Genomic DNA, 13,313 nt, shown 5'->3' on the forward strand with positions numbered 1-13,313 from the left:
ACCTATTAAATCCTGTGTAGATTCTTAAGTGAAATGTCCAGGATCGGTGCGGAATGTGTCAGTGCACCGCTGGAAATATAATCCACTCCGACATCTGTCATTCTCTGGATATTTTCCAGTGTTACATTGCCGGAACATTCTGTCTCGGCTCTGCCGTCAATATATGCAACTGCTTCTTTCATCTGCTCCGGTGTCATATTGTCCAGCATGATAATATCTGCCCCTGCTGCCACCGCTTCTTTAACCATGTCAAGCGTCTCAACTTCTATCTCGATCTTACGTACAAACGGCGCATATGCTTTTGCCATCTGTATCGCTTTTGTCACACTTCCGGCTGCTCCGATATGGTTATCTTTCAAAAGCACACCATCGGACAGATTATACCGGTGATTATATCCACCGCCTGTGCGGACTGCATATTTCTCAAAAATACGCATATTCGGCGTTGTTTTTCTTGTATCCAGAAGCTTGATCTTACTTCCTTTCAGATAACCCGCCACCGTATGTGTATACGTTGCGATTCCACTCATTCTCTGTAAATAATTAAGCGCCACACGCTCTCCGGATATCAGTACGCGGATATCTCCTCTTACTTTTCCCATCAGCTGTCCTTTTTTCACTTCATCTCCGTCTTTGCAGGAAAAAATCACTTCTGTATCTGCATCCAGCAGTTCAAATACCCGTTTGAAAACATCCAGTCCTGCGATCACGCCATCCTGCTTGCAGATCAGTTCCACTTCTCCGTCTACCGCCTCCGGCATCACCGCATTCGTGCTGACATCTTCGCTTGATATATCTTCTTTTAACGCCTCCAGTATCAGATGATCTGCCTGAAGTGTCATTGAAATCTTATTCATCTTTGTTCCTCCTACGCTGTCTCTTTTTCCATCCGTGCATATTCTTCCGTAATGCAGTTTGCCGCACGCTTCGCAAATACCAGACTTTCCAGCAGTGAATTGCTTGCAAGACGGTTCGCTCCATGTACACCGTTGCAACTTGTCTCTCCTACTGCAAATAAATGCGCCATCGATGTATGACTGTTCCGGTCTACCCAGATACCGCCCATAAAATAATGCTGCGCCGGAACTACCGGAATACATTCTTTTGTCACATCATAGCCTTCTTCCAGACAATGCTCATAAATATTTGGAAAATGCTTTAAAATTGTCTCTTCCGGAATGTGTTCCATAGAAAGCCATACATATTTTGTGCCATCCTTTGCCATCTGCTCCCGGATTGCCTTTGTCACAACGTCCCTCGGCAGCAATTCATTTACAAAACGTTCTTTATCTTTATTATATAATACAGCGCCCTCTCCACGTACAGATTCGGAGATCAGGAAACGTCTGCCCGGCTTCTCGGAATATAATGTTGTCGGATGGATCTGCACATAGTCTAGATGCTCCAGACGGATATCATGTTTCTTCGCAACTTCCAGTGCATCTCCTGTTAAATGCGGGAAATTCGTAGAATGTTCATACCGACCACCGATACCACCGCTTGCAAAAATCGTATAATCCGCTTCGATCTTTAACTGATCTCCATCCTGCTCTGCCGCATAAATGCCACAGCATTTACCAGCTTCTTCTATAATATCTGTCATTGTTGTATATTCCAGAATCTCGACATTCGCTCTCTTCTTAACCTGAGCAAGCAGTTTGCTCGTAATCTCTTTTCCGGTAATATCTTCATGGAAGAGAATACGCGGTTTGGAATGTGCACCTTCTCTTGTATAACAGAACTCGCCGTTCTTCTTCTCAAAATCTACTCCGTAAGATACCAGATCATCAATGATCTCTCTGGAACTGCGGATCATAATGTCTACGGATTCTTTCCGGTTTTCATAATGTCCGGCTTTCATTGTATCTTCAAAATAACTATCATAGTCTGTCTCATCTCTCATTACACAGATTCCTCCCTGTGCCAGAAATGAATCACTACTTTCTAAATCTGCCTTTGTCAACATCAGAATCCGCTTATCTTCCGGGAGATTCAACGCATGGAACAGACCGGATACTCCGGTTCCGACGATAACCACATCCACTTTTCTCTCTTTCACTCTTATCCCTCCTAATTATATAGCAAGAGAAATTTTTTATTTTGCAAGCTGTAACATACGCTCCAGCGGAAGCTTCGTCTTCTCGCGAAGTTCTGCATCAACGTGTACTTCATTCTCTCCGGTCTGAAGGACATGCAGAACCTTGTCCAATGTAACCTTCTTCATATTCGGACATACCGGAACACTCTTTGGATAATAAAATTGTTTCTCCGGATTCTGACGCTTAAGCTCATATCCGACACCTTCTTCTGTGCAGATGATAAATTCCTCTTTCTCACTTGCTGTCGCATACTGGATAATTCCTTTTGTACTGCCTATGTAATCCGCATGCTTCAATACCCACTGGTTACATTCCGGATGTGCCAGCACTTCTGCTTCCGGATGCAAAGCTTTCTGTTCAAGAATTTCATCCTCTTCCATCCGCTCATGTGTCGGACAGAAGCCTTCATTATATATAAAATGTTTTTCCGGCACCTGCTCTGCAACGTGGTGTGCCAGATTTCGATCCGGGATAAAGAAAATGTTCTTCTGTGGAAGTGCTTTTACAATCTTCACTGCATTGGAAGATGTAACACAGACATCGGAATATTTCTTAAGCTCTGCTGTAGAGTTGATATAACAGACAATCGCCAGGTCATCATATTCCGCACGCACCTTCTGGATTGTCTCCACATCTGCCATATGTGCCATCGGGCAGTCTGCATCTGCTGCCGGCATTAATACGGTCTTATGAGGACTTAAGATCTTCGCACTCTCTCCCATGAATCCAACACCGCAGAATACGATCAGCTGTGCGTCCAGATCTACCGCTACTCTGCTCAGATAAAAAGAATCCCCGATATAATCTGCTATCTGCTGCACTTCCGCCGGCACATAATAGTGAGCCAGGATCACTGCGTTCTTTTCTTTTTTTAATTTCTTTATCTCTTCAATTACTGACATTGCTCCGTCACCTCGTTTATTTAAAGTCATACTATTATACCATACTGTCTTACATGTGACAAGACACTTGTACACAGCATAAGTTTACTGTCAATTTCATTAGAATATGGTATGAAAATTTAAAAATTCATGAATAAGTGTACGTTTCACTGCCCTTCCTGCTTGAATCCTGCCGCCGAATATGCTATACTATCACCCGTTATAACCCCACAAAAACAAGGTCTTATTGGGTTGACCGCCGATTTCCGGCGTAGGCCATATACCAACTGTATATGCCTCCGTGGCATTCGTCAGACATTCATGCAAGCATGCCGCCTGACTCATTGTTGCGCGAAAATGAATCGAGTGTTCGTGACCTTCCACTCGTAAAACAAAACTAAAGGAGATATGAAAAATGAAAAACAAAAACATCACTTACATGACACAGGCTGCCATGATTGCTGCCATCTATGTTGTCATCACCTATGTCGGTGCAGCTTTCTCGTTCGGAGAAGTGCAGGTTCGTATTTCGGAGGCGCTTACAATTCTTCCGGTCTTTACTCCGGCTGCCGTTCCAGGATTATTTGTCGGATGCCTGATCGGTAACATCTTAGGCGGAGCAATCCTTCCGGATATCATCTTCGGAAGTCTTGCCACTTTGATCGGTGCTTTCTTTACATGGAAGCTTCGCAACCAGAACCGTATCCTCGCACCACTTCCACCAATCATTGCAAATATTATTGTTGTTCCATTCGTTCTGCGTTATGGCTACGGTGTAACTTTACCAATTCCGTTCATGATGCTGACGGTAGGTATCGGCGAAGTGATTTCCTGTGGTATACTCGGACTGATCCTTGCATATGCGCTGGACAAATACAAACACATCGTATTTCAAAATGCATAAATATCAAACAAATTTGCGAGAATACGAAGCTCAGAACAATTCGTATAACATCTTTTAATTCTAATATCAAAAAAAGAGCTGCGTCAGTGTGAATTTTTCACCCTGTCACAGCTCTTTCTTAGTTAACTCCCAATATAATTTCCATTGGCTTTTTTATCCATCTTCTCCAGACTTACCGTATGGCTCTTGCCATTTTTCGCTTCAACATATGTCACATCCGTCTCCGTATAACCGATCAAAATCACATATTTTTTATTTTCCGTAACTGCGATCACAGGTTTTCCCTGGTTCATTACATATGCGATCTGTTCAGCTTTACAGCCACTCAAGTCCAACGCATCCTCGCCAAATGTCTTGCTGATCGCTTCCATCGGTGTCGCGCCGCCATTCAATTCAGAACGCAGTCCTTCTACCGGCTTACTTGTGGCGCTGATCTTATATTGCAGATCACGGTTGCCCCGCTGCCAGATATATTCCTGATTCTGATCAACCACTACACCTCCGTAGTTATCCGCTGATTGAATCGCATCGCCCGCCTGTTTGTAAATTTCCTGCAATTTTCCGTATCCAAATACATAGTATTCTTCTTTACTTTCTGCTTTCTGTACATTTACAACTTTCGGTTTCTCAAACAATACCTGTTTTGGTCTTAACAGCTTCGGTTCTTTGTCAGAAACTCCGTCTGCATAAGTCAGACGCATCTGCGCGCCTTTCAAATCAGTCTTATAAGTTTCCAGCATAATATTGCTTTCGTCTTTTTCTTCATTATTTGTAATATATTCTTCGGTTGTCTTAATGTATGTGCCGTTCTTTTTCTTTGCCTGCTCCAGAATAATACGGTTATCTTCTACTTTCGCATCCAGCACATAGATCTTCTTCTGGCTGTATTTCTTCACAACCTCCCCTTTACTGCTCCGAATTTCTACCTGATACATCGGATCTGTAGATTCTCCCGCCGCTGTCTTTCCAACGTCCGACAGGTGGAAACGTCCGTACACAAAATCACCACCGATAAATCCAAGCGGACGAACACCTTCTTTATTCTTTGCAGAAATTGTCCGTTCTTTTCCATTCTGCAGGTTCAGAATTGTAATTCTGGAAAAATCCTCATCTGCACAGTATGCTAACAGATGACTGTCTCCGGAAATAACATATTTGCCTTCCGTCAGACCAGTCTGTAATTCCTCACTCCGGTTCTTATTTACATCTGTCTTTCTTAAAACTCCATCATTTAACAGATATAACTCTCCGTTATCTTCACTGTAGTAAATTAATTTGCCGAGTTTCTGTGAAGTAATTCCATAGGACTGATCCGTCTGCACAAACACTTTCTCTTCTACGGAATTTTTCTCTATATCATAGTAGTAAATGGCAATACCGACCTCGCCTTCATGTTCGCCGCGGTTCATATAACCACATACGGCAAATGTGATATTTCCCGCTTTATCTGCTGTGAGCAGACGGATCTCATGTTCAGATGTAAGGTTTCTTGCATCATTGTTCTCTGTACTTGCAAAGCTAAATACAAGTGACAGCTCGTCGCGGTCCTTGTTATAATTCCACAGTTCATCCGCCTGCACAAATGACACGATCGTACCTTTTTTATTGATTAGATACGGAACGTCTGCATCCGTAATTCCAAGCAGTATTCCTTTTGCTGAAAGCACTTTGGAAGAAGGATCAAATACCTGTTCCACAGTCCGGTCATAATCAAGCAGATAGACTCTGCGTGCAGTCTTGTCGTAACGCACGCGGAAAAATTCTTTTACATTATACGTATCCTGTTTGTTTTTTTCGCCTTTGCATTTCACCCGATATTCAAGCTGGACACTCGTTCCTGTAGAAGTCGTCTCCTTTACGCTCCAGCGTTCACCGCCCTCAATCTCGGGCTTTAAATCGCCCCACGTAACCTGTGAATAATTGGAATGAATCGTTACATGCCCATAGGATGTATTGCTGCTCTCTTCATCCGCTTCCAGTGCTGTGCTGATATCCGTATCCGTATTCTTATCGACCGTTGCCTCATGGAATGCCTTGATATAATCCATGCAGGCACTCATATTTGTCTCATTCGTCTGCGCAACTCTTGTATAAAAATACACATCTTTTCCCGTCTCCAGATGAAGGATCACTTCCATTACACGCTCTTCACCGAGTACACTTGCCGAGCCAAGTGGAAGACTCACATCTGTTCCCGGATTCTTCACCGTATCTTCATGCAGACATTCTGTCCCATCCAGTGTATAAATCTTATATTCCAGACTGCTGATCTTATTGTCATATGGAATCAGCTCCATATCCAGTTTATTTTTCAATACAGGAGTAATCGTATCACGAACCTCTGTAATATTCATCTGTTTTGCATATCCCGGCACGGCATTGACACCAAATCCGTCACAATCAAATGAAATCTGTGGAAATGTCGCTGATCCGAGATCTGCTGTCATGGAGTCATCCCCTTTATTTGTCAGATAACTGAATACCAGAACAGCCATGATAAATACACCGGCTAAGATAATTCCATCTCTTATTCTTTTTTTCAAAATCATTCCATCTCCTTCAACAGTTGTCCCAGTGTCGGTTTCACATGTAAGAATGCTTCGCACTTACGGATTTCTTCTTTACTCTGCTCTCTGCTCTGTTCTTTTTTGTCATTCTTTATTGCACGGATAAGCAGATTTTTCGGCGTATGTTCCATATCGATAAATTCCAGTATCTGTACATCATAACCGACAGATTCCAGATATTCTGCACGAAGTCCGTCTGTCACAATCGCCGCAAAACGTTCTTTTAAAAGTCCGTATTTTAATACCGGTTTTAATATATCACTGGCAATCTGGCGGTTCACTTCATGCTGGCAGCAAGGAACCGACAAAATTACTTTTGCATTCCATCCAACCGCCTTCTCAAGTGCGAAATCCGTTGCCGTATCGCAGGCATGCAGTGTAACCACCATATCTACTTCACTCGCCCCTGTATAATCGGCAATATTTCCCTCCAGAAATTTCAGTTTCTCATAGCCATATTTCTCACTCAGTTCATTGCAGTGACGGATTACATCCGTCTTCAGATCCAGTCCGATCATGCAGACATCGTATTTCTTCAGTTCATGCAAATAATAATACATGGCAAATGTCAGATAAGACTTGCCACATCCAAAATCAAGGATTGTAACTTCCCTGTCTTTTGGAAACTGCGGCAACACATCTTCTACAAATTCAAGAAAACGGTTGATCTGCCGGAACTTGTCAAACTTCGCATGCACGATCTTCCCATCGGCAGTCATAACACCCAGATCACGCAAAAAAGGCACCATGGTTCCTTCTTCCAGAATATAGTGTTTCTTCCGGTTGTGCGTAAGATCTACCTGTTTCCAGTTTCCCTGCTGCATTCGTCTTTTGATGGTCACTTTTCCTTTCTTACTGACAAGAACCGTATAATTGTAAGTTCGCGTCTCCATCTGCATCTGTTTCATTGACTGCATATATGCAAGGATCTTCTCACAGGTCTCTTCTACTGATAAGTTCTCATGAAATGCCTGATTGTTGCGGAAAGACTCCAGCTGAAAGAGCAGTTCTCCCCGTTTTATAAGTGGACGGACGCGCACTTTCGTCACCCCCGTCTTATCATGGGCTCCGCTTAATACAGCGGAGCCGAAATCTTTATTTAATTGTTCATTTAATAATTTTCTTAATTCTTCCATAATCATATATTATAACAGAAAAATCAGATTTGTGTACTTTGTTCTTCCTGTACTTTCGGAAATGTAACGGTTGCCTTAAACAGATCACCGTCCAGATACAGTTCAAACTTACCTTTCTGCATCTCTGTCAGTGTCTGGGCAATGGAAAGTCCCAGTCCGCTTCCCTCTGTACTTCTGGAAATATCTCCGCGGATAAAGCGCTCTGTCAGCTGATCCGCATTGATATTTAACGGCTGTTCGGAAATATTTTTAATGCTGAAGATAACCGCACCTTCCGTCACTTTCAGATCTGTATAGATCCTGCTGCCCGTCATTGCATACTTGGCGGCATTATTGTATAAGTTCGCAAGGATCCGCCATGTTCTTCTTCCATCAATATAAACGAGTGCTTTTTCTTTTGGAAGATGCTGAATTTCCGTCAGATTTCTTTCTTCAAACTTCTCTTCATACTCTGCACTTGTCTGCAATACAAGCTCTGTGAAATCCAGTTTCATACATTCCAGCTTAATATTACCGGAAGTAATCTTAGATGCTTCCACAACATCTTCTGTCAATGTTTTCAGACGCATGGATTTCTGTTCCAGCACTTCGATGTATCTCTGGATTCTCGGATCATCGAAATTCTCATTTTTCAGGAGATTCACATAGTTAATGATCGATGTCAATGGCGTCTTAATATCATGCGAAACATTCGTGATCAAATTCGTTTTCAGACGTTCATTCTTAATGCTCGCTTCCACAGCCACTTCCAGACCGGCACCAACAGAGTTAATTCCTTCTGCCACTTCCTTCTGACTGCTAAACATACCTTCTGTCGGCACTTTATAGTCCAGTTCCCCTGCTGCAATCTTCTTTACACCGTCTTTGATCTTCGCTCTTCCGATTCCATCATAGACCAGATATACAAACACTGCAAGCTCCGCCAACAGCATCATGAACAGCGGAAATCCATAAGTATCTGTAATCATGACAATCCAGTGCAAAACAACAAAAAGTACAAAAAGCATGATATTACGCCACAGCGAAGACATATTCTGCGCAATATCTCTGACCAGGTGACAGAACATTCGTGAAAGACTGTTTTTCCAGACGATATGCGCTTTGATCCTGCGGACGAAACTTAAAAATCCGATCAGAAACATACTGCATGTATATGAACCGAAAATTCCTCCCACAATAATATATGGAATCGCATTTTTTACATAATCTGCCTGACTATAAAAAGTCCCCTCTGTTTTCTGTAAATAATCATCAAAGCAAACAAAATTACCCACTACAGCTGCTGTCACCCAGAGACCTATGATCAATACTGCGGCAATCTCCGTTTTCCACCGGTCAAATCCCGCCAGATGCATTTCTTCATCTTTTGCTCTGCGTCCCGCAATCGCTGTGAGCCAGATTACACAGATCACAAAAAGTGCAAATGCAATCACTGAGAGCATACAGATTCCACGGATAGCTGAACCGTATTTTTCATAAAGCTGATTTTCTGAATAAAAATGATCTGCAATCGGATAGTTTGTATTTACACATGCTGCAAAGACAAAATCCTTCTTTTGGATTCCTGTATTTTTAATCTCATCACGCCATGCTTCTGCAATCTCACTTCGAAGATTCGTCTTAAAATCCTTTAATTTGGATTTTACAATTACATATTTTCCGGTTTTACGGAGCAGCTTTAAATTGTTGTCCAGTTCCTGAAAATTTTCAAGTCTTTTCTGATTTGTATAAATCGTTCCCGCCTTCATATCTGCGTAAATATAATAGAAGTTCGAGTCTCCTTCTTCAATATCTTCATTCGTGTTCTGATATTCTGAATAACGCTCACTCAGACTGTCTACCACACTTGTCACAAGATTATAAGCATCATTCAGTCTGCCATTCCATCTGGAATCTTTATTGGCAAGATTCATCAGGCTGTCGGCTCCTACCGGGGCATACGGCTCTTCCATCGAATATCCATCATAGCTCCAACAATCTACATACTTTAATTCATTATTGCTGCCCTGAATCCCTCGAATCTCACTGCCCCCAACATAATTCTCGCTGTCATAATCATAATTTCCTGCCTTTAAAGAAGAAAGAATCTCTTCTGTAGATGTTTCGCTTCCTGCATTCAAAATAAATTTCAGTTTCTTTGCATTAACAAGCGCTGCAAATTTAGAATAGCGATAATAATGATAAGAACCATCTTTCTTTCTGCAGACAATAATCGGATTCTCCGCATTCGTATCTTTTGTGGAATTCATCGTGTCATTCCATTTCAGCAGATCCTTTAATCGATATGCCAGTCCGCTCTCATTCCTGCCCGTATATTTTTTTTTCTGATCATAAGCTTCAATATCTACGATTTTATTCGGATCAAATTTTCCTTCTGTTTCAAAATACTTTCGCGCACTGATTCCGTTCACAACCTGTGCCGTATAGTCCTTCATCTGAGTATTAAAATTCCTGGAATCCTCGTATTTTTTTGCCGGTTTTCCTTCAAAAATCTCCTGTCGGAAAATCGGATACGCGGTTACCCAGAGTCCACCTGTCGTCGCCGTGATCACAAAAATGTGCGCCAGAATAATCAGGATGAATTTCATTCCTTTTGACCGGTACCATTTACTTTTCATACATCGTCTCCTATATCTTTTATACCCTGCTACTTATAGGCAAATCTTTTCAATCTTATAACCGACTCCCCATACAACCTTCAGATATCTTGGTTCTTTCGGGTTGATCTCTATCTTCTCACGAATGTGCCGGATATGTACCGCAACTGTATTATCTACACCGATTGCATCTTCATTCCAGATATTTTCATAAATCTGGTCAATGGAAAATACTTTTCCCTGATTCTTTACAAGAAACAGTAAAATATTATATTCAATCGGTGTCAGTCTTACTTGTTCCCCATCAACTGTTACTTCTTTCAGATCATCGTTGATCACCAGTCCACCGGTCGTATAGACTTCTTCCCGCTCCTTACCGGATGTACTTCCAAGCTGTGTATATCTGCGAAGCTGGGATTTGACTCTTGCAATCAGCTCCAGCGGATTAAACGGTTTTGTCACGTAATCATCCGCGCCGACATTCAGTCCCAGGATCTTATCCGCATCTTCCGATTTTGCTGACAGTATAATAATCGGAATATTATTCGCTTCCCGAACTTTCAGTGTTGCACGGATTCCGTCCAGCTTTGGCATCATGACATCTATGATCAGAAGTTCCACATCTTTTTCTGTCTCCAGAATCTTAAGTGCTTCCTCACCGTCATATGCTCTCAGGATCTGATGTCCTTCCTGACTCAGATAGATCTCAATCGCTTCTACGATTTCTTTATCATCATCACATACTAATATTTTCGCCATTTTTCTTCACCTCATCTCTTACTATACAAGAATAACAGAAAAAATTTAAGGACAAATAAGGAATTTCCTTAAGAAATTATGAAAAGAGCCAAAAAATGTGTGTCGATGTCTGTCGCAGTTTTCCTTATTTTGTAGTATTATTAAGAAAAGTACCGATTTTCTATTATAATAGTCGAATAATAGTCATCACTTTTTTACTTTTGCAGGCGGTTTTAATCTCGGAAGAAGTGCGAGGTAATTTATGAGAAAACACGAAATTGAACAGCTTATCCGCTCACTTGGCATTGGAGCCACTTACCGTGGATATCATTATCTTGTCTATGGCGTATCCCTTTGCATGGACAATGAAGATTACCTGCTATCAGTAGATAAATTATTATATACCCGTATTGCAGAAGCTTACTTCACAACCGGAAGCAGCGTAGAACGTGACATACGCACAGTGATCCGCATTTGCTGGGAACGCGGGAACCGTCCCCTTCTTCAGGAAATTGCCATGTATCCACTGCATGCCCGTCCAACCGCGGGAGAATTTTTCGATATACTAGCCAATTACCTTAACAATCAGTTGCGTACAGAGGCCTGTCTTTAGGTTTTCTTCCCATCATCTTAAGGTCGTCTTAAGATTTTTTCGATTTCTTTTATAGTTTTAACATATTTTGGACATATTTATCTAATATAATAAGAGACAGATAGATGAGAAACACTTATCTATCTCCCCCCTCATAAAGTTAAGCATTGACACAAGTTCAATGCACACTTTACTCTCATTCCTTTAGATAACTATAAAAACAACGAAAACCCGTTAGCACAATGCTAACGGGTTTTCGCTATTGTTGAATTCTTTTATCTTCTTTATTTTTTTAAGGAACCTTTTATGTTCGATTGCGTTTTTCTTCCATAACGCGTATACTAAATAAGTGTCTGAGAGGTATTTCGAAAATATTATCCGTAAACCCCAAAAAAAGGAGAAAAAATATGGATCATATTGACGAACATATCATATCCTTATTACAGGAAAATGCCAGAATGTCCTTAAAAGATCTGGCAAAAGAAGTATTTCTATCTACTCCCGCTGTCTCTGCCAGAGTTGAAAAATTAGAGAAAGCAGGCATCATCACCGGTTACTCTGCAAAAATCAATCCTTTAAAACTAGGCTTTCATATTACAGCCTTTATAAATATGGAATTGGATCAATTCATTGGACATCTGCAAAAGTTTGGGAAAACACAAACTCAGATTGTTTTCTCTACCCCGGTAGAACCCCGCAGTCTGAACCTGGAACACATGGACGATCCACAATTGGGATCTGAACTTTCATAGTCAAACCTTCCCTATATTCCGATACAGCATATAATTTCAATCCCAGATCTGTCGCCATCTCTCTTGCAAGATAAAGCCCCATGCCGGTTGGTTTCTTGTTGACATTGATATCACTGCCGGTGAAGCCTTTATCAAAAATATACGGAAGATCGCAGGCTTTTACGCCACAACCGTTATCTTCTATATAAAGTATCCACATTTTCTTCCTATTTTCTTCTCTTTTTTCCACATGGATACGGATTTCCGGCTCTTTATCACAATATTTGACCGCATTGCTGATAAACTGTCCCAGCATAAATTCAAGCCCTATCCGGTCACTGTAGATTTGAATCCCTTCCGGCTCCATCTGGATATCCACGTGAAATTTCTTCTCCTCCAGAAGCGGACCGTAATCTTCCAGGACTTTCCCCAGTGATTCTTTAAGATTCAGCATTTCAAACAGATAATCTTTGTGACCACCCTTTAACCTTGCATAAAATAACATCTGATCGATCGATTCCTGCATACGTGTCTGAATATATTCCAGCTTATATCCGACCGGCTCTGAAAATTCTTCTTTATGATTTCCCAGTATAAATGCAAGCAAAGATAACGGCGTTTTTACCTCATGTGACCACCCTTCAATATACTCTTCATAATCTTCTGTCTTTTTCAACAGATTTTCTTTTTCTTTTCGTTGTATTTGCAGATAGTCGAGGAGATTCTGCATCCGTTCTTTCTCTGCTTTCCCGCAGTATAGCAATAACTGTTCTGCAGTCTTTTCCTCTGGTTCCTTTAAAAATAGAGCAAATGCCTCTTCTTTTTTCTGTTCTTTCTTTACGATATAAATGCAGACCCCGGCATACATTAATACGGTCATCAATGTGAGAACTCCTGCAAGCACTTGTAACACCTGGACATCTGCAAGCGCAAGAAATAAAATACAGATACCTTCCACACACCCTGTCAACAAAAGCCAGGGCATATATTCTGCTATTCTCTTTCCGTAGTTCTTCATCCTGTACGTTCTCCTTACATCATTTTTTTACTTTTCTTTTAATGAGTTGC

11 protein-coding genes are annotated in these 13,313 nt (G+C 41.4%); 3 read left to right on the forward strand and 8 right to left on the reverse strand.

The genetic code is table 11. The annotated features are described in order from the left end of the window. Positions 1-5: 5 nt before the first annotated feature. Genes nadC through nadA form a run of 3 tightly spaced genes read right to left on the reverse strand, consistent with a single transcriptional unit; the run spans position 6 to position 3,001 of the window. Positions 6-857: a carboxylating nicotinate-nucleotide diphosphorylase gene (nadC, locus tag DXC04_RS09245; protein WP_118660880.1), complete on the reverse strand. Its 852-nt coding sequence runs from the start codon at positions 855-857 to the stop codon at positions 6-8. 11 nt (positions 858-868) lie between these two features. Further along, positions 869-2,059: an L-aspartate oxidase gene (locus DXC04_RS09250; RefSeq protein ID WP_118660882.1), complete on the reverse strand. Its 1,191-nt coding sequence runs from the start codon at positions 2,057-2,059 to the stop codon at positions 869-871. Positions 2,060-2,095: 36 nt separating this feature from the next. Then, positions 2,096-3,001 carry a quinolinate synthase NadA gene (nadA, locus tag DXC04_RS09255; protein ID WP_117537909.1) on the reverse strand — a complete coding sequence of 302 codons (906 nt, stop codon included), beginning with the start codon at positions 2,999-3,001 and terminating at the stop codon, positions 2,096-2,098. Positions 3,002-3,395: 394 nt separating this feature from the next. On the opposite strand from nadA, the gene DXC04_RS09260 reads away from it, so the two are divergent. After that, on the forward strand, positions 3,396-3,884 hold the full coding sequence (locus DXC04_RS09260) for a QueT transporter family protein (protein WP_117537923.1): 489 nt from the start codon (positions 3,396-3,398) through the stop codon (positions 3,882-3,884). A gap of 122 nt (positions 3,885-4,006) precedes the next feature. On the opposite strand, the gene DXC04_RS09265 is transcribed toward DXC04_RS09260, so the two are convergent. From DXC04_RS09265 to DXC04_RS09280, 4 genes are read right to left on the reverse strand one after another with little or no spacing between them, the layout of a single operon-like run. Continuing rightward, on the reverse strand, positions 4,007-6,433 hold the full coding sequence (locus DXC04_RS09265) for a hypothetical protein (protein ID WP_118660884.1): 2,427 nt from the start codon (positions 6,431-6,433) through the stop codon (positions 4,007-4,009). Continuing rightward, on the reverse strand, positions 6,430-7,587 hold the full coding sequence (locus tag DXC04_RS09270; RefSeq protein ID WP_118660931.1) for a class I SAM-dependent methyltransferase: 1,158 nt from the start codon (positions 7,585-7,587) through the stop codon (positions 6,430-6,432). Before DXC04_RS09270 ends, DXC04_RS09265 begins: the two co-directional genes overlap by 4 nt. A 23-nt stretch (positions 7,588-7,610) precedes the next feature. Next, complete coding sequence (locus tag DXC04_RS09275; protein WP_117537925.1) at positions 7,611-10,205, reverse strand: sensor histidine kinase; 2,595 nt, start codon at positions 10,203-10,205, stop codon at positions 7,611-7,613. A 33-nt stretch (positions 10,206-10,238) separates the two neighbouring features. Further along, the gene (locus tag DXC04_RS09280; protein ID WP_118288307.1) at positions 10,239-10,943 is read right to left on the reverse strand and encodes a response regulator transcription factor; all 705 of its coding nucleotides are present in this window, start codon (positions 10,941-10,943) and stop codon (positions 10,239-10,241) included. A 241-nt stretch (positions 10,944-11,184) separates the two neighbouring features. Between DXC04_RS09280 and DXC04_RS09285 the strand changes: the two genes are divergently transcribed. Together DXC04_RS09285 and DXC04_RS09290 are read left to right on the forward strand one after the other, a co-directional pair. Further along, on the forward strand, positions 11,185-11,535 hold the full coding sequence (locus DXC04_RS09285; protein WP_118660886.1) for a sporulation initiation factor Spo0A C-terminal domain-containing protein: 351 nt from the start codon (positions 11,185-11,187) through the stop codon (positions 11,533-11,535). A gap of 386 nt (positions 11,536-11,921) precedes the next feature. Next, positions 11,922-12,266: an Lrp/AsnC family transcriptional regulator gene (locus DXC04_RS09290; RefSeq protein WP_118660888.1), complete on the forward strand. Its 345-nt coding sequence runs from the start codon at positions 11,922-11,924 to the stop codon at positions 12,264-12,266. On the opposite strand, the gene DXC04_RS09295 is transcribed toward DXC04_RS09290, so the two are convergent. After that, positions 12,193-13,263 (reverse strand): sensor histidine kinase, encoded by a 1,071-nt coding sequence (locus tag DXC04_RS09295; RefSeq protein ID WP_118660891.1) that lies wholly within the window; start codon positions 13,261-13,263, stop codon positions 12,193-12,195. The two genes, DXC04_RS09290 and DXC04_RS09295, sit on opposite strands and share 74 nt — an antisense overlap. Positions 13,264-13,313 lie beyond the last annotated feature (50 nt).

The organism is Dorea sp. OM07-5, assembly GCF_003481355.1.
Lineage (GTDB): Bacteria > Bacillota > Clostridia > Lachnospirales > Lachnospiraceae > Dorea_D > Dorea_D hominis.

Bases quoted from the DNA above. Each gene is read 5' to 3' on its own strand.
- nadC (WP_118660880.1), bottom strand. From the start codon at position 857: ATGAATAAGATTTCAATGACACTTCAGGCAGATCATCTGATACTGGAG.
- nadA (WP_117537909.1), bottom strand. From the start codon at position 3,001: ATGTCAGTAATTGAAGAGATAAAGAAATTAAAAAAAGAAAAGAACGCA.
- DXC04_RS09260 (WP_117537923.1), top strand. From the start codon at position 3,396: ATGAAAAACAAAAACATCACTTACATGACACAGGCTGCCATGATTGCT.
- DXC04_RS09265 (WP_118660884.1), bottom strand. From the start codon at position 6,433: ATGATTTTGAAAAAAAGAATAAGAGATGGAATTATCTTAGCCGGTGTA.
- DXC04_RS09270 (WP_118660931.1), bottom strand. From the start codon at position 7,587: ATGGAAGAATTAAGAAAATTATTAAATGAACAATTAAATAAAGATTTC.
- DXC04_RS09275 (WP_117537925.1), bottom strand. From the start codon at position 10,205: ATGAAAAGTAAATGGTACCGGTCAAAAGGAATGAAATTCATCCTGATT.
- DXC04_RS09280 (WP_118288307.1), bottom strand. From the start codon at position 10,943: ATGGCGAAAATATTAGTATGTGATGATGATAAAGAAATCGTAGAAGCG.
- DXC04_RS09285 (WP_118660886.1), top strand. From the start codon at position 11,185: ATGAGAAAACACGAAATTGAACAGCTTATCCGCTCACTTGGCATTGGA.
- DXC04_RS09290 (WP_118660888.1), top strand. From the start codon at position 11,922: ATGGATCATATTGACGAACATATCATATCCTTATTACAGGAAAATGCC.
- DXC04_RS09295 (WP_118660891.1), bottom strand. From the start codon at position 13,263: ATGAAGAACTACGGAAAGAGAATAGCAGAATATATGCCCTGGCTTTTG.